At 46.6% G+C, this 19331-nt stretch carries 14 protein-coding genes; 11 read left to right on the top strand and 3 right to left on the bottom strand.

The annotated features are described in order from the left end of the window. Positions 1-105: 105 nt before the first annotated feature. The 9 genes from PMG25_RS12170 to PMG25_RS12130 all read left to right on the top strand — a co-directional run bounded on the left by PMG25_RS12170 (position 106) and on the right by PMG25_RS12130 (position 13473). Complete coding sequence (locus PMG25_RS12170) at positions 106-1242, top strand: NB-ARC domain-containing protein (protein WP_283767175.1); 1137 nt, start codon at positions 106-108, stop codon at positions 1240-1242. Continuing rightward, entirely contained in the window at positions 1223-1546 is a 324-nt protein-coding gene (locus PMG25_RS12165) for a nucleotidyltransferase domain-containing protein (RefSeq protein WP_283767174.1), read from the top strand. The genes PMG25_RS12170 and PMG25_RS12165 overlap by 20 nt, the downstream gene beginning before the upstream one ends. Continuing rightward, on the top strand, positions 1543-1965 hold the full coding sequence (locus tag PMG25_RS12160) for a HEPN domain-containing protein (RefSeq protein WP_283767173.1): 423 nt from the start codon (positions 1543-1545) through the stop codon (positions 1963-1965). The genes PMG25_RS12165 and PMG25_RS12160 overlap by 4 nt, the downstream gene beginning before the upstream one ends. 216 nt (positions 1966-2181) lie before the next feature. Next, on the top strand, positions 2182-5214 hold the full coding sequence (locus PMG25_RS12155; protein ID WP_283767172.1) for a plasmid replication protein, CyRepA1 family: 3033 nt from the start codon (positions 2182-2184) through the stop codon (positions 5212-5214). Between the two features lie 343 nt (positions 5215-5557). Continuing rightward, on the top strand, positions 5558-7759 hold the full coding sequence (locus PMG25_RS12150; RefSeq protein ID WP_283767171.1) for a PAS domain-containing sensor histidine kinase: 2202 nt from the start codon (positions 5558-5560) through the stop codon (positions 7757-7759). Continuing rightward, complete coding sequence (locus tag PMG25_RS12145) at positions 7728-8876, top strand: hybrid sensor histidine kinase/response regulator (RefSeq protein ID WP_283767170.1); 1149 nt, start codon at positions 7728-7730, stop codon at positions 8874-8876. The genes PMG25_RS12150 and PMG25_RS12145 overlap by 32 nt, the downstream gene beginning before the upstream one ends. Next, positions 8854-10620 (top strand): EAL domain-containing response regulator, encoded by a 1767-nt coding sequence (locus PMG25_RS12140; RefSeq protein WP_283767169.1) that lies wholly within the window; start codon positions 8854-8856, stop codon positions 10618-10620. The genes PMG25_RS12145 and PMG25_RS12140 overlap by 23 nt, the downstream gene beginning before the upstream one ends. Positions 10621-10667: 47 nt before the next feature. After that, positions 10668-11762 carry a hybrid sensor histidine kinase/response regulator gene (locus PMG25_RS12135; RefSeq protein WP_283767168.1) on the top strand — a complete coding sequence of 365 codons (1095 nt, stop codon included), beginning with the start codon at positions 10668-10670 and terminating at the stop codon, positions 11760-11762. Between the two features lie 64 nt (positions 11763-11826). Further along, positions 11827-13473, top strand: a complete 1647-nt coding sequence (locus tag PMG25_RS12130) for a two-component system response regulator (RefSeq protein ID WP_283767167.1) — start codon at positions 11827-11829, stop codon at positions 13471-13473. A gap of 97 nt (positions 13474-13570) precedes the next feature. Here the strand turns inward: PMG25_RS12130 and PMG25_RS12125 are convergent, their stop codons facing one another. Then, positions 13571-14740 (bottom strand): HhoA/HhoB/HtrA family serine endopeptidase, encoded by a 1170-nt coding sequence (locus PMG25_RS12125; RefSeq protein ID WP_283767166.1) that lies wholly within the window; start codon positions 14738-14740, stop codon positions 13571-13573. 40 nt (positions 14741-14780) lie between these two features. Between PMG25_RS12125 and PMG25_RS12120 the strand changes: the two genes are divergently transcribed. Further along, the gene (locus PMG25_RS12120) at positions 14781-14924 is read left to right on the top strand and encodes a hypothetical protein (protein WP_283767165.1); all 144 of its coding nucleotides are present in this window, start codon (positions 14781-14783) and stop codon (positions 14922-14924) included. Here the strand turns inward: PMG25_RS12120 and PMG25_RS12115 are convergent. Together PMG25_RS12115 and PMG25_RS12110 are read right to left on the bottom strand one after the other, a co-directional pair. Next, the gene (locus PMG25_RS12115) at positions 14900-16837 is read right to left on the bottom strand and encodes a CHASE2 domain-containing protein (RefSeq protein ID WP_283767164.1); all 1938 of its coding nucleotides are present in this window, start codon (positions 16835-16837) and stop codon (positions 14900-14902) included. The two genes, PMG25_RS12120 and PMG25_RS12115, sit on opposite strands and share 25 nt — an antisense overlap. A 21-nt stretch (positions 16838-16858) precedes the next feature. Then, complete coding sequence (locus PMG25_RS12110) at positions 16859-17710, bottom strand: DUF928 domain-containing protein (RefSeq protein WP_283767163.1); 852 nt, start codon at positions 17708-17710, stop codon at positions 16859-16861. A gap of 306 nt (positions 17711-18016) precedes the next feature. Between PMG25_RS12110 and PMG25_RS12105 the strand changes: the two genes are divergently transcribed. After that, positions 18017-18904: an acyl-CoA desaturase gene (locus PMG25_RS12105; RefSeq protein WP_283767162.1), complete on the top strand. Its 888-nt coding sequence runs from the start codon at positions 18017-18019 to the stop codon at positions 18902-18904. The last annotated feature ends 427 nt before the right edge of the window (positions 18905-19331 follow it).

Below are 19331 nucleotides of genomic sequence, written 5' to 3'. Positions count from 1 at the left end.
TGGGGGAATGGGGGGAACAAACAGCAGACTGGGTAGCACTTTGAGCCATTTTAGCTATCGTTCAAAACAGTCATTAATGTACCTCATAACAGCGAAAACTGCTGTATGCATATGGGTAACGGTAATATAAATATTTTTCACGGCAATTCTTCAGATGAAAAAGTAAAAGAACAAACTTCTATTAATCAATCAGAAAATTTTCAGGCTGAAAAAATACACGATCGCACCCACATCCCCAAATACGATCGCCTCTATCCCCACCGTACAGAGGAACTCAACACGCTCAAACACTGGATACTCAACGAAAATAGCGCCATTATCACTGTCTATGGGTTATCGGGGATGGGCAAAACAGCCCTTGCAACCCAACTGGTAGACGACATAGCAGCGCATTTCGATCGCCTCATCTGGTATAGTCACCGCACCTTTCCCAATCTTAACGCCCTCACAACTGGCTTAATCCAATTCCTCTCCCAAGGAGAAACAAGCGAACATCGCGCACTACTGGACTACTTGCGATCGCACCGTTGCTTCATTATCCTGGACGACTTCCACGAAACTCTCACCCCTGGAGAACTCGTTGGGCGTTACCTACCCGAATACCAGAGTTATGGTAAACTGCTGCAAGATATTGGGCGATCGCCCCACAACAGTTGCGTACTGCTCCTCAGTTGGGAACAACCCCCAGAAATAGCCACCCTGGAAGCCGAAAATCGTCCTTGTCATAGCCTCCTGTTATCCGGTTCAGTGCAATTAGCCGAAGAACTCCTGCAAAACAAAGGATTAAGTGATGGCGATCGATGGTTAGAACTCATCAACCGCTACAGTCAAAACCCCTCATGGCTTAACATTATTGCTGCAACGATCCAAGACCTATTTAATGGTAGTGTCGCCCAATTCTTATCCTATCCTAACCTATTTTTAGGCGATATAGAACTCATCATCAGAAGCCATTATCAGCGTTTATCTGCTTCTGAAAAATTCCTATTATCTTGGTTAGCTCATCAAGAGAATCTCACCGATCTGTCCAACATCCCTTCAGAACAGTTTCCCTCAGACTTCAATCTTTTAGCCACCATTTACTCTTTAAGAAAACGGGGCTTTATTCAAAAAGCTCTAGACTCTAAACACTTCCAGTTAATTCTAGAACCTGTGATTAAACACTATAGTGGTTTGCACGGTAATGATAAACACTTGGAAAGATCCCCGGTTGAAATCAAAGATGACCAAAGAAACTCTTAACACTATCTTAAACCAAACCTGTCAAAAACTGAAAAACCTATACGGCCAGCAAATTGACCAAATTATTCTCTATGGTTCTCAAGCAAGAGGGGATGCAGAACCTGACTCAGATATCGATATTTTAATCATTCTGAAACAAGACTTTCAATATTCTGAAGAGAGCAACAGAATTAGCCAAACAATTGCCGATTTATGCTTAGAATATAATACGTTGATAAGCTGTGCTTTAGCCAGTAGTCGCCAATTCCAAGAGTATAACAATAGCTTCTTTCGTAACATCCGCCGAGAAGGTATACCCCTATGACACCAGAACAGCAAAAATTGCTGGAAAAAGCGAATCGCAGTCTACAAGCTGCCAGAGAGTTAAACCGTACAGGTTTTCCGGATTTTGCGGCATCGCGCACTTACTACGCTATGTTTTATATTGCCACAGCATTTTTAGAAGGCGAGGGGTTGTCCTACTCTAAACATTCAGCAGTTATCGCCGCTTTCAGTAGGATATTTGCTCGCACTAATCGCATTCCGGTTGATATACTACATCACTTTCCGTATGAGCTAGTAGATAGCCGTCTCATTAATGCGGAAATAATCCGATTAAGAGCTGATTACAACACCGAACTCGATATTCCAGAAATTGATGTGGAACAACTGATATCTCAGGGGGAAGAAATGCTGAATTTTGCTTTAGGGAATATCGATTCATTGCCCCCATATTCACCCTAGCAGTAGTGCCGTGACACAGCTAAAAATGAGGTCATAGAGGAGTCCGAGCATCTTGCTCGCTGCCTTTCTCTATGGCGATTCGCTGCGCGATACCTTCGGGATCGCCAACCACAATCCACATCTAGAGTCATAAATCTTCCTTAACAAACTTGACCGCTACAGATAGTGTGGTTTAGGATAAATACCCCTACCTCTAGTCGAGCCAACGCAACCGCAGTGAATCATCTACTCGAATGGGAAGCCAGTGGAGTCGATCGCCAGCTTACCCAGCTTAACGTCATCCCCCTCGAAGGCCAAACCCCCTACAACTATCTCCTCTACGCCGATGACCTACCGCGCCGCAAAGATGGCCGGTTGCGAGCCAATATTATGCAACGCTATCAGCATCTCAAGCAAGGGGGATGGTGGTGTTCTGGCATTAACCCCCTTACCGGAGAAGATGAAGACTGGGGATGCTTCAAACCTGCTCAACCCCGCTATGCAGAAGGCAAAGCCATCAAATACGAACATCCCCCCAAAACCCCCACCCGACTCTTTGCACTCAGGGTTACCCAGTCCATCTGGCAAACGATCGCCAACCGGGGAAACGCCTCCCTAAGCGCCGAAGAGATCCAGCCGGAACGCTCGGATCTGGGCTTTTGGCAGTGGGTGAAAGATAATCCTAGCGTGCCCCTGTGCATCACCGAAGGAGCCAAAAAAGCAGGCGCTCTGCTCACCGCAGGCTACGCGGCGATCGCCCTTCCCGGCATCCATAGCGGCTATCGCATCCCCAAAAATGACCAAGGTCGGCGCATCAGCCACCCCCATCTGATCCCCGAACTGCAACCCTTCATCGCCCCCAACCGCCCCATCACTATCGTCTTCGACCAAGACAGCAAACCCCAAACCCTCCGCGCCGTGCAAAGCGCCATTCGCCGCATGGGTTACCTGCTGCAACAAGCCGGATGTCAGGTCAACATCGTCACCTGGAACCCCCAATGGGGAAAAGGCGTAGACGATCTGATCGCCAGCCAAGGAGCAGCAGCCTTTCACCAAGCCTACAGCCAAGCCCTCCCCTTCGATCGCTGGAAAGCCACCATCACCCAACAGCTCACCCATCCCCGCACCCTCACCCTCCATGAGCGCTACTTTCCGGCCACCCTTCCCATCCCCGAAACTGCCCAACTCGTCGCTATAAAATCCGCCAAAGGAACCGGTAAAACCCAACTGCTCGAAACCATTGTCAAACAAGCCAAACGCACCGGACAACCCGTCCTCGTCATCAGTCATCGGGTGCAACTGGTAGAATCATTAGCGGCTCGCTTCGGACTGCCAGCCCTCACCGGTGAAGCCTCCCCAGATCCAGGGGTTGTGCTGTGCATTGACTCTTTGCATCCCCACTCCCGCGCCCAGTTGAATCCCCAAGACTGGCAAAATGCCCTGGTTGTGATTGATGAAATCGAGCAAGTTCTGTGGCATGGTTTAAACTCCAGCACCTGTCGCCGTCATCGGGTGGCTATTCTGAACACTTTGAAAAGCCTAATCCAAACTGTCTTAGGAGGCACAGGTCAAGTCTGGGTTGCAGATGCCGACTTAAGCGATCTTTCCCTAGAGTATTTGATGGCTCTTTCGGGCATTGACCCGGATGTGGCCGTAGTCGAAAATACTTGGAAACCGAGCCAGGAAGAGGCTTGGCAGGTCTATAGCTATGAAGAGAAAACCCCTGAGCGCCTGGTGGAAGACCTAGCCGCTCATATTGCCTCTGGGGGGCGGCCGATGGTCTGTTTGTCGGCTCAGAAACGGGGCAGTAAGTGGGGAACGATTACCCTAGAGAGCTATTTACAGCAGCGTTTTCCAGAGCGGCGGTTTTTGCGGATCGATTCGGAAACCTTGGCCGATCCGACTCATCCGGCTTATGGGTGTACGGGGGAGCGTTTCGATCGCCTCTTAAGTCAGTATGATGGGGTGTTGGCTTCTCCCGCCATTGAAACCGGGGTGAGCATCGATCTCAAGGGTCATTTTACCTCGGTGTGGGCGATCGCCCAAGGCATCCAAGCCGAGAACTCTGTCCGTCAAGCGCTGTCACGACTGCGGGAAAGTGTGCCTCGCTATGTCTGGATCGCTCCCTATGGCTTTAACCGGGTGGGAAATGGTTCAACGTCCCTAGCCAGTTTGCTCAGTTGCGAACATCGGTTAACCCAAGTGAATATTCGCCTGTTGCAACAATCGGATTTTACCCAGTTAGACGGCTTGGATCTTGGCTTTCAAGCGGAGTCCCTGATGACTTGGGCCAAGTTGGCGGTACGGTTTAATGGCGGAATGGCTAGGTATCGGGAAGCGGCGATCGGCTCCCTGATGGCAGAAGGTCATGTTTGTCAGAGTGCAGTGGAGCAGAAACCAGCAGCAGAGGAGGAGAGCGAACCCACTTTGAAGACGACGATCGATCGCGTTTTAGAGCAAAATTATCAGGCAGAATGTGAGGCGATCGCCGATTCTGGAGTTGAACAAGTTTCCGTAAGTTCCCCATCTACTCTGTATTATCGTACCAGCCAAACTCCGGATCAACGACGCAGATCTCGCCATCAAGAACTCTGGCAAAAGTATGGAATTCCCGTTACCCCTGAGTTAGTCAGTTTAGACGATCGCGGCTGGTACGAGCAATTACAGTATCATTATTTTCTCACCGTCGGCCGTCCCTATTTAGCCGATCGCGATACTGCCATGGCGCGGGAATTGCTCTCACGGAGATCAGGTGGTCTCTTTTTACCCGACTTTAACAGCTCTCAATTGGGGTCAAAGATTGGCACAATGGAGCTTTTAGGCATTCCCAGTTTAATTGCCGATCCAGAGCGGGTATTTATGAATACCGATGTGGATTTACAGCAGTTACAGGACATTGCCTTGTCTAACCGCGAAGAAGTGCGATCGCTCTTTGGTATCGGACTGGCTAAAAATGCCTCTGGAATCATGATCCTGCGCCGCTTTATTAATCTCTTGGGCTATAGTCTAGAGCATCAGCGCACCACCAGCCTCAAAGGTTCCGGGAAACGCCTACGGATCTATGGCTTAGTTTGTCCGGACGATCCCAGAGAACAGGTATTTCAGCAATGGTTACAGCGCGATCAGATGGACGAGAAAACCTATCCTCGACTCCCCTTGACGCTACCTGATATAACTAAGATAGAGGATTCAGGGAGCGATCGCTATCAACAACTGAGTCTCTTTGGGTTGGGTAATGATATCAAATCAAGTCCGATTCAACTGCTATGATTACAACTCATCGTAGGGTGGGCAGGAGAAGCAGCCATATGATTCAAATTCTACCAAAAGACCCTGCCCACCTGACTCCTATACTTTAACTGATGACCCGGACTTAATCTAATTGAGACACTACTGCCGTGACAACCCTAAAATGGTGGGTTACGGCGGATTGAGAGATTGCTCTTACAGTCTAGGTTTTAGCCGCCTAACCCACCCTACGCTAATGCACTATTTTAGCTGTGTCACGGCACTACGCTAATTCCCTGTGTCCCCCCACCTCCCCCATCTCCCCATCCCCCACTCCTCCACTGCGGTAGAATAAGACAACAGTGGTTGCGTATGGGGAGGGATAATGCTCTCAAAAGATGAGACATTAGCTGAGTTTCATCAGCGTTATGCCATAGAACTGCAAACCTATCTTCAAGAAAACGCCACTCATCAAGAGGATAAGGAGTCTGGCGCAACTTTGGCAACGTCTCAGAAAGAGGGTTTGCTTGCGCCTACCCTTCCCATATCTGCCAATATTTTTTTAGGACAATTGGCATTAGCGTCGGGTATTAGCGTCGTCGATCTCGTCCATATCCATCAGATCGCTTGTGGGGAGTTAGGGGAAGAACATCGGGAGAAACAAGAGGAATTTTTACGACTGGTCTTATCGGCCTATGAGCGATCGCAACGCTTAAATACTCGTCAAGGGCAATTTAACCGCTTACCCGATATTTTATATTCTATCAATACAGAATATTATCTGCAACGGTGGAACCCTGCCCTCGAAAAAGTCACAGGTTTAAGCCAAACTCGCTTAATGAATGAATCCGTGTTAAGTCTTTTTCCTCTGCAAGAGCAACCGCTCATTGCTGACCATATTCAAGCCGCTTTTCGGGATGGACAACATGAAATCGATACCCTGTTGCTCACCCGTGCAGGGCCGATTCCCTACCGCATCAAAGGAATGGTGATGAAAAATGAAGAGGGGGAAGTTGTCGGTCAAGTTGGTCTGGGGAATAGTTTAACCGAAACCACACTCAATATTGAAGCGCTGCGAGATTCAGAAGAGCGGTTTCGTCACCTGGTGGAAAACCTGAATGAAGTGTTTTGGCTCATGGACATTGAGAACCAAGCCGTCATATATGTTAGTCCATCCTATGAAAAAGTATGGGGTCAATCCTGTGAAAGCTTATATGAAAATCCCCAATCCTGGTTAAGTGTCATTCATCCTCAAGAGAGCGATCGCATTCAAGCCACCTTACCCGCGCAACGTCATGGCCCTTGGGAACAAGAATACCGCATCTTACACCCCAGTGGGGTCACTCGTTGGGTTCGCACTCGATGTTTCCCCGTCCGTCATCCGGCCGGCGATCGCACTTATCGTTTAGCTTCCATTTCCGAGGATATCACCGAACGCAAACAAACCCAAGTTGCCTTAGAGCGATCGATTTCCCTTCTACAAGCCACATTAGACTCGACTGCTGACGGCATTTTAGTCTTAAATCGAGAAGGTAATATCCTCAATTTCAATCAACAATATGTACAAATGTGGCGCATCCCGCCCAAGATATTATCCTCTAGAGATTCTCAGTTAGTCAATGCATTTTTACTCGATCAAATGCGCTATCCAGAAGACTTTATTAATTTTATCAATCAGGATTATCAAAATCCCGCAGAAATTCACCAAAATATAATCGAACTGATTGACGATCGCATTATCGAACTCATCTCTAGACCCTATGAACTCAGTGGTCAAATTCGCGGTCGAGTTCATTGTTTTAGTGATGTGACAACCCAGCGAAAAGCGGCTGAATCCTTAGAATCCTTAAATGAAGACCTAGAATCAAGAGTCAACAAAAGAACCGCACAATTGAGGCATCTTAATGAACAACTTCAGTTATCTGTTCAAGAAAAAGAAACCCTACTCAAAGAATTACACCACCGGGTCAAAAACAACTTACAAGTCATTGCCAGCCTCTTAAGACTGCAATCGAGTTATGTACAAAATCCCCAAGATCGAGAACTGTTCAAAGACAGTGAAAACCGTGTCAGATCCATGAGTTTAATCCATGAAAAACTTTACCGTTCTCAAGAGATGGGAGAAATTAATGCCCAAGATTACCTTTATACTGTAGTCAACAACTTAATCAGCTCCTATGGCATATCATCCCAACGAATCAAGATGGATTTTAATCTCGAACCTATTGCTTTAGATGTGGATACAGCAATTCCCTGTGGTTTAATTGTCAATGAATTAATTTCTAACTGCTTTAAGTATGCTTTTTCAGAAGATTCTTTAGGGATAATCAAGGTAGAGTTTACCTCTCAAGAGAACCATACCGTTCATCTTGTAGTCGCAGACAATGGTCGGGGGTTACCCGAAGGTTTTGATCTAGAAGAAATTGATTCTTTAGGATTACAATTGGTACAAAACTTAGTGGAACAACTAGAAGGGAATTTAACCCTCATTGGCAACGAAGGGACTCAGATCGCGATAAATTTTCCGTGGGTTAATCAACAAAAGGAAGATCACAATGATGAATTCGATAAAAATATTAGTGGTTGAAGATGAGCGTATCATTGCTATGGATATTCGCAACAGCTTGAAGCGGATGGGGTATGAGGTGGTGGGGATTGCAAGTTCTGGAGAACAATCTTTAGAAAAAGTGGCAGAAATGAAGCCCCATTTGGTGTTAATGGATATTGTCCTAAAAGGGGAAATGGATGGCATAGAAGCGGGGGAAAAAATTCTGCATGAGTTTAAGATTCCTGTGGTTTATTTAACTTCTCATACCGATCCCAGCACCCTAGAAAGAGCCAAGCAAACGAATCCTTTTGGCTATGTGGTTAAACCCTTTGAGGAACGGGATTTACATACGACTTTAGATATTGCTCTCGCTCGCGCTAAAGTGGAAGCAGAAATAGAAAAAAATTTAGCGCGAGAGCGAGAATTGGTGGATTTGAAATCCCGGTTTGTGACTATGGTTTCCCATGAATTTCGCACTCCCTTGGCGACGATTTTATTTTCTACAGGATTATTGGAAAAATATGGTCACAAATGGACAGAAGATAAAAAACAAATTCATTTCGATCGCATTAAATCGGGAGTGCAGCGCATGACTCAAATTTTAGAAGATATTTTAGTTGTGGGCAAGGTAGAGTCGGATGAATTGAAAGTAGCACCCACATGGATAGATATTCAGATGCTGTGTTCCCAGATTATTGAGAAAATCCAATTGTCTCCCAAAACCAAGGTGGAAATTGATTTACAAACGGAGGCTCTGCAAACCCATTCAGTGTATTGCGATCGGGATTTAATGGAACATATTGTTTATAATTTGGTTTCTAATGCAGTAAAATATTCTCCACGAGGATCGAGAATCTTGGTGGAGTTGTCAGATAAGAACAAAAACTTAATTTTCAAGGTTGCTGATTCGGGTATGGGAATTAGTGCATCCGAACAAGAACACTTGTTCGAGTCTTTTTATCGAGGTAATGATGTGGAAAATATCCCCGGAACGGGATTAGGGTTAGCAATTGTTAAGCGGGCTGTGGATTTGCAACAGGGAGAGATTACAGTAGAAAGTGAAGTAGGAGTGGGTAGCACGTTCACGGTGATTTTACCGTTGACTTCATCAGTAAATTTATCAGAGACGGAAAATGGTGAAAATTCTGGTCATTGAAGATGAGCAAGCCATTCGGGAAAACGTACTGGAATTGCTTGAATCAGAAGGATATGAGGCGCTGGGAGCAGAAAATGGTCGAGAAGGGCTGAAGATTGCCCAAAATGCGATACCTGATTTGATTTTATGTGATGTGATGATGCCGGAGGTGACGGGTTATGCGGTATTAACGGCGCTGCAAGAGAATCCCCTGCTCTCCCATATTCCGTTTATTTTCTTAACTGCGAAAAGCGATCGCCTGGATTTTCGCTATGGTATGGAGTTAGGGGCGGATGATTATTTGATGAAACCTTGTCTGCCCAATGAAATTCTGCGAGCTGTGGCGGCACGGTTGGATAAAAAAGCCAGCCTCAATGCCCACTATTTGCAAGAACTTCAGCGTCAAGCCTCACAAGATTTGCTCACTCATTTGCCCAACCGTACCCGTTTACGGGAGATGTTCCAAACGTTAGTAGCAAACAGTTCTACCTTGGTGGCTGGACAGGAACAACTGATTCCAGTTTTCTGTATTGGTTTAGATCGGTTTGAACGTATTAATAATACTCTCGGTTACGATATGGGCGATCGCCTCCTGCAAGCTGTAGCTCAACGCATCGGGGAAACTCTAGAGGCAACCTCACCGATTCTCGCTCGCCTCAGTGATGATGTCTTTGTGGCAATTTTAGGGGAACAGCTCTCCCGCCATGAAGTGATGGCACAGATGGAAACCCTGATCGCAAAACTCTCTGAACCCTTCTCGATCCAGGGCGAAAATCTGGCGATTACTGCCAGTATTGGCATGACTTATTATCCTAGGGATGGCCAAGATATCGATCCCTTAATCCAAAATGCGAGTCGTGCCCTTAATCAAGCTAGGGAACGGGGGGGTAATAAATATCAATTTTATATTCCCACCTTCTACGTTGGTTCCGGCGATCGCCTCAACCTAGAAGCAAGTTTGCGATATGCCCTAGAGCGTCAAGAACTGCAAGTCCATTATCAACCCCAAGTCAGCTTGCAAACTGGTCAAGTTATTGGTGCAGAGGCCCTCATTCGCTGGCAACATCCAGAGCGCGGATGGGTTTCTCCAGCTAAATTTATTCCCATTGCTGAAGAAACTGGATTAATTGATTCCATTGGTAAATGGGTGCTAGTTCAAGCCTGTAAACAAGCCAAAGACTGGCAAAAATTAAATCCCAACTTTCAAATGAGTGTCAATTTATCGCCCCGCCAACTGACTCAACTCCCCTTACATCAATGGCTGTTAGATTGCTTGATCTCAATCGGGTATATTCCCTCAACTCTAGAATTAGAATTAACCGAAAGTGCCTTAGTGGAGCAAAAACAAGAGGCTTTGAAAATATTAAATTCTCTCAAGTCTATTGGTGTTAAACTTGCCTTAGATGATTTTGGTACTGGATACTCATCCCTAGAATATCTCAAGGATTTTCCTTTTGATGTATTAAAAATAGATCGTTGTTTTATTAAAAGAATTGAAACAAATATCAAACAAAAATCTCTTGTTTCTGCTATTATAAAAATGGCGCAAGCCTTGGACATGAAGGTAGTTGCGGAAGGTGTAGAAACAGTAGATGAGATAAAATTCTTACAGAATCAAAGCTGTGAATTTATGCAAGGTTATTACTTTAGTAAACCCCTGGGGAAGGAAGATTTTGAAGAGCAAATTTTGAAGCCTAAAAAACAACTTCCTAAGATGATAGTGCCACGACAGGGAAAAGATTGGGGTAAATATATCAAGAATTAAGGTTAAACTAGAAAAAATACTGATTGTGTGACAGGAGACGATTTGGGATGGTTAAAGTATTGGTCATTGAAGATGAGGAACTGATTCGAGAAAATATTCTCGATCTCTTAGAGGCGGAAGACTTTGAAGGACTAGGGGCGGAAAACGGCCAAGTTGGGGTCGAGATTGCCAAAGCGCAAATCCCAGATCTGATCCTCTGTGATGTGATGATGCCCCAATTGGATGGATATGGGGTATTAGAGCAATTGCGCTGCGATCCGAAAACGGCGATGATTCCGTTTATATTTTTAACGGCGAAAGCAGAAAAAAATGACATGCGCTCCGGTATGGAGTTAGGGGCAGATGATTATTTAACTAAACCTTGTTTACCGGATGAATTGCTCAAAGCGATTAATACTCGCTTAGACAAACAGGCGCGGATTAAAGAAGCGTCTCAGGGACAATTGGATGAGTTACGTGATAGCATTGCGCGATCGCTGCCCCATGAGTTACGCACCCCCCTGAATGGGATTATGGGGTTTGCGGAACTGATGAGTTATGAAGCCGAAGACTTAAAACCCGAAGAGATTCGGGAGATGGCCGATCAAATCCTGGTATCGAGCAATCGACTATACCGCCTCATTCAAAATTTTCTCTTATACGCTGATTTGGAATTGGCCAGCAAAAATAGCGATCGCCTCCAGCAATGGCGCTCCCAAGCTACAACCTCCATTCGCGATGCAGTCGAAGAAGTGATTTCCTTAAAAGCCGATCAATGTGGGCGCACAGCCGATCTCAAATATCAATTAGAAGATAGTCCCGTCCAGATCGAAGCCTCTCGACTCCAGAAACTGGTACAAGAAGCGATCGATAATGCCTTCAAATTTTCCCCCACTGGAACCCCAGTACAGGTGACCACAACAGTTCAAGACAACACCGTAGTGTTAACCCTGATTAACTCAGGACGGGGTATGACTCCAGAGGAAATCGAGCAAGTGGGAGCCTATATGCAATTTAATCGGAAGCTCCACGAACAACAGGGTTCAGGCTTAGGACTGGCGATCGCCAAACGGATGGCCCAAATCCATCAGGGTGACTTAACCATTGCCAGCATCCCAGATCAAGAAACCCGAATTACCATTACCTTACCCACAGGAGGATAGGGGGAATGGGTACGATGACGAGAATGGGGAGATTACCCATGACCCATTATCCATTTTAATGAATATGGCTTGCATTCTAGTAATTGAAGATAATCCAGAAATTCTCAGTAATGTCGTTGATTTTCTCGAAGCTGAGGACTTTGAAACCTTGAGCGCCGAAAATGGTCGCCTAGGTCTAGAACTGGCTTTTTCCCATCCAGTAGACTTGATTCTCTGCGATATTATGATGCCGGAACTCGATGGCTATGGAGTCTTAAATGCCTTGCGCCAAAATCCAGCTACGGCAACCGTTCCCTTTGTTTTCCTGACGGCCAAAGGTGAACGGCAAGACCTGCGGACAGGGATGAATTTAGGGGCAGATGATTATCTGATTAAACCCTTCACCCCGGATGAACTGCTAGAAGCTGTTTCTGCTCGTCTATCCCGTTCTGCTCAACTGGAACAGTACGATCCCCTCACTGGGCTGCCCCAAATCAGCGCCTTGAGTGAACCCGACGGTTTTTTTACTCAAGCAGTAGCCCAAAGCGATCTGAGCCGTTCCCTCGTCCCCCTGATGTTAATCGCATTAGACCGCCTAGAGCGCATTCAGGAAGCCATGGGCCATCGTCAACGAGATGAGGTCTTAAAAGCGATCGCCCAACGGCTTACCCAGTTGATCCAGACTCTGGGGGGTCAGGTGGCCAAAGGCAACGGGGAGCAATTCGCGGTGATGTTACCGCCAGTGTCCGAGCAAACGGTGGCCATTCAACAGGCTCAACAGATCTTAGAAGCCATTCATGAACCGACGATCCTCGGCCAGCATACGGCGATCGTCACCGCCAGCATGGGCATTAGTTTTTACCCCAAAGCGACCAACTTTGACGAACTGCAACGGCAAGCGAGTATCGCTCTCGGTAACGTCAAGAGTATGGGAGGTAACCATTATCGTGTTTATATTCCGCCCCTATTCGGCCTCGACCAAACTAGAAACCTGAAACTCGAAGAAGACTTTTATCAAGCTTGGAGTAGCCAACGGTTTCAAATTCGCTACCAACCCAGAATCGAAGTCAAACAACGCCACTGTGCGGCGGTTGCTGCTCTCTTACATTGGGAACATCCCCAGATGGGAAGCATCCCAGAAAGCAAATTATCTGAACTCGCTACAGTTTGCGGATTAAACTTGGTGTTAGACCCGTGGATTTTAGATCGAGCCTGTCAAGAACTAAACACTATTCAAGGCACAAAACAGCCTTTGCGCGTTGCGATTCGGGTCTCTGAACCGCTTTTTAATGAAGACCTTTTGGGAATGATTGACCGCACCTGTAAAGCCCATGACTTTCCCCCGTCGCGTCTCGACTTAGAATTTGCCGCCAGCACCCTATTGGGGGCGAAAAATCAAAATCAAATGGCGGCGACCCTGCGATCGCTTCAGGAGCGGGGAATTGCGATTACCATTGAGGGGTTAGGGGAAGGCAATCAATTTCTCAAGGACTTAGGTTCATTAGCAATTACTGCGTTGAAACTTGATGGCAGCTTGATGCAACACCTACAACCCAATCAACCCCTGATTAAAGCCATGATTCAATTGTGCCATAACTGGAAATTGCAGGCGATCGCCCCTGGAATTGTCACTCAAGAGCAGCAACGGTTTTTACAACGCCATAAGTGTGATTTAATTCAATATGAACAGTCCTATGATCTCAGAGCGCTCAAAGCACTTTTACGGCAATGAGTAATGAGTAATGAGTAATGAGTAATGAGGGTATGTAGGGGAGGGGGCCGTCCGCCCCTACATATTATTGTAAATACACGCTTCGTGAAGTGCTGTATTAATTCTCCATCACTTCCTCTAACTGGGCAGTCTTCACTCGAAACTGTCGAGTTTGATTGCCCCGTTTCACCTGAATCGATAGGGATGTGCCTAAACCACTTTGATCGACGATGTGCTGCAATTCATCCGCCGTTTTAATCGGTTGATTGTCAATAGAAATAATCACATCGCCCCGACGTAAACCGGCATCAGCCGCAGGAGTGTTAGGAATCACTTTCATGACTAAAACCCCTTCAATTTCCGGCAAGAATAAGGGAGCGTTGGGGTCGCGATTATTTTCCTGGGCTAATTCTGGGGTCAGGTTGACAATTTGCACGCCAATGTAAGGATGGGCGACTTTTTCCCCTTTAGCGAGTTGTCCTTGAATGGCTTTGGCTTTATTAATGGGAATGGCAAATCCAATGCCCATAGCATTAGCACGAATGGCGGTGTTGATGCCGATGACTTCCCCTCGGTCATTAAGCAGGGGGCCGCCGGAATTTCCGGGGTTAATGGCCGCATCGGTTTGGATAAAGTCTACCCGTTTGTCGGGGATGCCGACTTCTGAGGAGGGGCGATTAAGGGTGCTGATAATGCCGAGAGTCACCGTGTTATCTAAGCCTAGGGGGTTGCCGACGGCGATCGCCCAATCTCCTACTTGTACGCGATCGGAGTCTCCTAAAGGCGCTACGGGTAATTGCCCTTGAGGATCGTTAATTTCGACTACGGCTAAGTCCGTAACCCGGTCAGTACCTAAAACTTGTCCTTCAAAGGAACGGCCGTCTTTGAGGGTCACTTGTACCCGGTCTGCGCCACTGACCACATGGGCATTCGTAAGAACAATACCATGGGAGTCGATAATAAATCCTGAGCCTTGCCCCCGTTGCAATTCTTCACGGGGCATCGTATCAAAAAACTCTTGGCCAAAAAATCGCTGAAAGAAGGGGTCAGTCATAAACGGATCTACATTACGCACGATGGTGCGCTCCGTATCAATCCGCACGACTGCGGGGCCGACTTGAGTGACAGCGCTGGAGACAAAGTTATTGCTTCCTGGTTCGGGTACTTTTAGGGCCAGGGCAGAGGGCGCGACAACGTTGACCCAGAGGCCGAAAAGAAGAATTGACAGTAGAGAGACAATCAACCCTGAGCGGAGTCGAAGGAAAGTTTTTCTAGACAATAAAGACATAACCCATTACGAAAATTACGGTTTACACTGTTTGGGTAATATGTGGGGTTTAGGTAATATGTGGGCCTATAGCCAGTCGCTGGGTATTGGTTTTCCCTATTCCCCATTCCCTATTCCCCATTCCCTATTCCCCATTCCCCATTCCCCATTCCCCATTCCCTATTCCCTATTCCCCATTACCTGATAAATTTTAACCGGTGCGGTACGACCTTTAAGGGAGACCGATCCGATCGCCTGGGTCGGGAATTTCCCCTTGATATGTTGGTAGGTTTCTTCACTAATCAGAATCCGGCATAAACCGCCATCTAAGGATTTATCATAACTTTCTAAACGGGCAGCCACATTGACGCTATCACCAATAGTCGTATAGTTCATCCGTTGGTTAGACCCCAGGGAACCCGCGACCACTTCCCCAGTGGCAATACCGACACGCATGGCGACTGTCGGCAGTCCAGAGGCTTTCCAAGCGCGATTGAGCGATCGCAGTTTTTTACCCATTTCTACCGCACAGCGTACCGCTAATTGGGCATCTTGGGCGATCGCCTCAGTCGTCGTACTGGGAATAGGAACCCCAAAAACCGCCATCACCGCATCCCCAATAAACTTATCCACCACCCCATCATGGCTTAAGACAATATTGACCATGGCATTCATATACTGATTTAACCAAACCATCAGGGTTTCCGGGTCAATACTTTCGCTAATGGTGGTAAACCCTTGCAAGTCAGTAAACAAAACCGTGGCCGTGAGTTTGCGGCCGGTCAGTTTTCCCTCATTGAGCAGTTGGTGTCGGTCTCTCCAAACCGCTTGGGCAATTTTTGGGGTCACGTGGCGTTCAAACAACTGCATAATGGTTTTCCGGTTATTGCGCTCTAAAAAGCCAACATAGGCCGTAATCGAAATGGCGGCCCCAAACAAACCCACTAGGGGAGGAACCACCGGCAACCACCACCCCAACAAAAACGCACCATAGGTGATGATAATGATGCTCACTCCACAGAAACAGACGCTGATCATTTTCCAACGGATACGCAAGAAAATCCAGCCTAAGATCGCCCCCCAAGTTGACCAAAATCCGATCCAAAGCCCTTCTTCCACTTCTGACCAAAACTGAATTTGGGGACGGCCATCGAGGGCAGCGCTAATGATATGGCTGGCCAGATCCGCATGGAGTTCGACCCCTGGACGGATACCTCCTTTCTGGAAGCTATAGCCAAAGGGAGTAATAAAGCGGTCATTAAGACTAGCCGCTTGTCCCCCAATGAGGACAATGCGATCGCGCATCAAATCGGGGTCGAGGCGATCGTTCAACACATCACTTAAGGTTACCGTTTGAAATAATTCACAAGGATCTTCAGAATCTGGACAAAACCGACTGCGAAAATTTAAAATCACCTGATAGCCGCCCGTATCAGCATTCACATAGCCGCCATCGTGTTTTTGCAGGGGCATAAACACTGCTTTTCCCAAAGCCACTTTACTCCTAGAGGGATCGAGTACCTCTAATTCAATCCCCTCTTGTTGCAGGTAATCTAAAGCTAACCTTGTCCCCAACCCATAAAACGTTTTCCCTTGACTATCCCGCACGGACAATAACATGCGTCGAATTTTGCCATCCCCATCCAGAATCAAATCTGCTGCCGAAATCTGATTGAGTTGGTCTAAAACCGGTGAAGCAGCAACAGACTCTCCCAGGCGATCGCCCTCCACTTTAGCAATCCCAATTAAATTAGGCGTATTTCTCGCCAACTCCACAAATTCCTGATATCCCGGCTCCACCGGCAAATCTCGATAAATATCCAAACCAATCGCCCTCGGATTTTGGGCATTGATTTTTTGGATTAATTCAGTCAAAACCCGATCCGAGAGCGGCCATTTTTGAATGCGCTGAATATCCGATTCTGTAATCCCTACAATTACAATTCTTTGATCCACCGGTTCAATGGGTCGCCAGCGAAAATAATGATCTAAGGCAACCCATTCTAACAGTTGTAGTCCTCCCATCATTCGCAAGACCATTACCGCCAACGCTATGCTCGGAGAAATCAGAAGAACTCCCCGCCATTCTTCTAGATTTTGTTTCAGAATTTTCCACATGGAAATGAAGATCGCAGAAGGCTAGGATTGGCAACAGTCAACAATAGAAGTTTCTAACACCATAGGGTCAATTTCTGGCATTTGATCTTGCAAAAATTGCTGCCAAGTTTGTTTTAACTTCTCATTGTTGGGATATTGTTGTAACTCTTGGTACAACACCCTTAAAGTGTCAAACCAAATCCCTTGATTAGCATAGGTTACGATCGCCTCTAAAACCGAAGAATTATCCACTTTTTGCTGGATCGTTTCATCCGCAGCAATTTTTTTAATCCACCCAGAAGACGGAAAAGTAAATGAAGGTTCGCTACCCGGAGTCACTTGGGGACATTTTAAGTAGACAGCCCATTCATAATACTGGTCATTTTCTAAAGTGCCATCCAAAGAAACTCTTAAAATTCCCGGTTTTTGCGGAATATCAATCACCCGCTCATCAATAATTTGGCCATTGGGATACGGTTGATTATCCGTGACAATAAATTCGATTTGAGTAGCCACGGTTTCGGGTATATAAACAAAAAAGTCAGGAGACGGATCGACCGTTAAGCCATACTTCACCCCTTCAACGGTTTTGGGCACTAATACACTCACCGGACTTTCATGGGGTAAACATTTGGGGCCTCGACTAGCTCCGCCTAGGGTTTCACGGGGGGCCCCTTGTCCCGGAGGGGGTTCAAAGTCAATTTCTATCACCTCTTCTAAAAGGCGACTCCCTCCCCCGATGGTTTCACTAGGTCTTCCAGCCCCAGGGGGAGGTTCAAAATTAGGGTCTGTAGGCAGTTGAGCCAGAGATGCTTGGGGGAGAGAGAGCGCCCCAGTTAAAAGGGCAGTAGAGCAGCTCAGGTGGATTAAGGCGATAGAAAAAGCTTTAGACATGATTTATAGCGCTTCGCGCTGGTAATGGGTAATAGGTAATAAATGGGTAAGAGGAACGTGATAGATCTCTAGTTTGAATTCCCAGATATGGCCTCTAATACTGTTATATCGTGTTGGCTGATGAGGCCGTGGCCATGGAGGAACCAGGAGAATCGCTCATCGCCCCATCTCTACGTCGCCCTGTCTCTATTTCCCCTAGTCCTCCTCACTCCACCCTTAAAATCATTCCTTGAAAGGATGGGGAGGATCGGTGTGATATCGTTTAGGTTGGGTCAGGAGTTAAACAAAGGATACTACAACAATACAATGCCGAATTACTCCCTACTTACTAAGGTTTCGTATGTGATCGGCCCCATACTGATTATTGTCAGTCATCTGGGGTCGTTCATGGTTTTACTCACTGGCTTATCTTGGGGTGCGATCGCCTGGATTATTTTTTTATATGTAATCCGAATGCTGGCCACCACAGGGATCTACCATCGACTGCTCACCCACAAAAGCTATCAAGCCAATGATTTTATTCTCTGGCTAGGATGTATTGTTGGTGCATCAGCCGGACAAATGGGCCCAAGCTGGTGGAAAGCTCACCATCTTTGCCATCATCAATATGCCGATCGCGACCTCGATCCCCACTCTCCGGTTGAACCCTATCAGGGACTTCGCGGATTTTATTGGTCTCAAGGGGGGTGGTTGCTCTCAAAAAGTTTCTTTCCCGCTAAATTACCCAGTGATGTGGAAAATAATCTCCCGTTAAGGATACTCGATCGCCTGCATTTTCTTCCCCTAGTTGCCCTCGGAGTTCTGTCCTATTTCATAGGTGGCTTAGAATATTTAGGCGCGTTTTTCCTCAGTACCACCTTATTGTTCCATGGGGTACAAACCGTTAATTCATTCTGCCACATTACCGGCTCAGAATACTTTGAAACTGATGATTTTAGTCGTCATAATGGTTGGGTTGCCTTTCTCACATTAGGAGAAGGCTGGCATAATCTTCATCATGCCTTTCCCTCCTCAAGTCGCCATGGGATTATGCTGCGGGAAGGAGAAGTGATTCATCTACCCGATCCCACCTATAGATTTATTAAACTGCTAGAATCTCTCAAGTTAGCCTCTAAACTGAGAATTCCGAGCGAAAAAGATCTGCTCAAACGGGCGAAGAAGGAGCCAGAAGTTCCCCTTTTAGTCAAAACTTAGGTCATCATCCTAGGCTAAAGGAAGATCTTTTGAAAGTAATATCAAGTCCGGTTTCCGCAAGCGGACATGAAAATGAGTTCAACTAGCGGGCAAGATGCCCGCACTCCCTCAATCTGAGTGATATTACTGGAGTGGGAGCATCTTGCTCCCTACATTGTTTAATTAGGGTATTTCCGCTTCGCGGACATGAATAAGCGGACTTGATATATAGTTGATTCAATTAAGGTTGAGACACTCACAAGTAGTGGCTTGGCAAGCTTAAAACTGTAGGTTGGGTTGAACGAAGTGAAACCCAACTTTCGTCAGACGGGTGTTGGGTTTCGTTCCTCAACCCAACCTACACTCTTACCCCCAATTTTAAGCTTGCCGGTCCAGTAGTGGATTGGCAAGCTTAAAACTGTAGGTTGGGTTGAACGAAGTGAAACCC

The sequence above is a fragment of the Roseofilum capinflatum BLCC-M114 genome, from assembly GCF_030068505.1.
GTDB lineage: Bacteria > Cyanobacteriota > Cyanobacteriia > Cyanobacteriales > Desertifilaceae > Roseofilum > Roseofilum capinflatum.
This window is presented reverse-complemented; position numbering and strand designations above follow the sequence as displayed.

Coding starts and splice junctions, on each gene's coding strand:
- PMG25_RS12160 (WP_283767173.1), top strand. CDS start 1,543: ATGACACCAGAACAGCAAAAATTGCTGGAAAAAGCGAATCGCAGTCTA.
- PMG25_RS12170 (WP_283767175.1), top strand. CDS start 106: ATGCATATGGGTAACGGTAATATAAATATTTTTCACGGCAATTCTTCA.
- PMG25_RS12120 (WP_283767165.1), top strand. CDS start 14,781: ATGTGGGGTTTAGGTAATATGTGGGCCTATAGCCAGTCGCTGGGTATT.
- PMG25_RS12150 (WP_283767171.1), top strand. CDS start 5,558: ATGCTCTCAAAAGATGAGACATTAGCTGAGTTTCATCAGCGTTATGCC.
- PMG25_RS12165 (WP_283767174.1), top strand. CDS start 1,223: ATGACCAAAGAAACTCTTAACACTATCTTAAACCAAACCTGTCAAAAA.
- PMG25_RS12110 (WP_283767163.1), bottom strand. CDS start 17,710: ATGTCTAAAGCTTTTTCTATCGCCTTAATCCACCTGAGCTGCTCTACT.
- PMG25_RS12130 (WP_283767167.1), top strand. CDS start 11,827: ATGGCTTGCATTCTAGTAATTGAAGATAATCCAGAAATTCTCAGTAAT.
- PMG25_RS12145 (WP_283767170.1), top strand. CDS start 7,728: ATGATGAATTCGATAAAAATATTAGTGGTTGAAGATGAGCGTATCATT.
- PMG25_RS12140 (WP_283767169.1), top strand. CDS start 8,854: ATGGTGAAAATTCTGGTCATTGAAGATGAGCAAGCCATTCGGGAAAAC.
- PMG25_RS12135 (WP_283767168.1), top strand. CDS start 10,668: ATGGTTAAAGTATTGGTCATTGAAGATGAGGAACTGATTCGAGAAAAT.
- PMG25_RS12125 (WP_283767166.1), bottom strand. CDS start 14,740: ATGTCTTTATTGTCTAGAAAAACTTTCCTTCGACTCCGCTCAGGGTTG.
- PMG25_RS12115 (WP_283767164.1), bottom strand. CDS start 16,837: ATGTGGAAAATTCTGAAACAAAATCTAGAAGAATGGCGGGGAGTTCTT.
- PMG25_RS12105 (WP_283767162.1), top strand. CDS start 18,017: ATGCCGAATTACTCCCTACTTACTAAGGTTTCGTATGTGATCGGCCCC.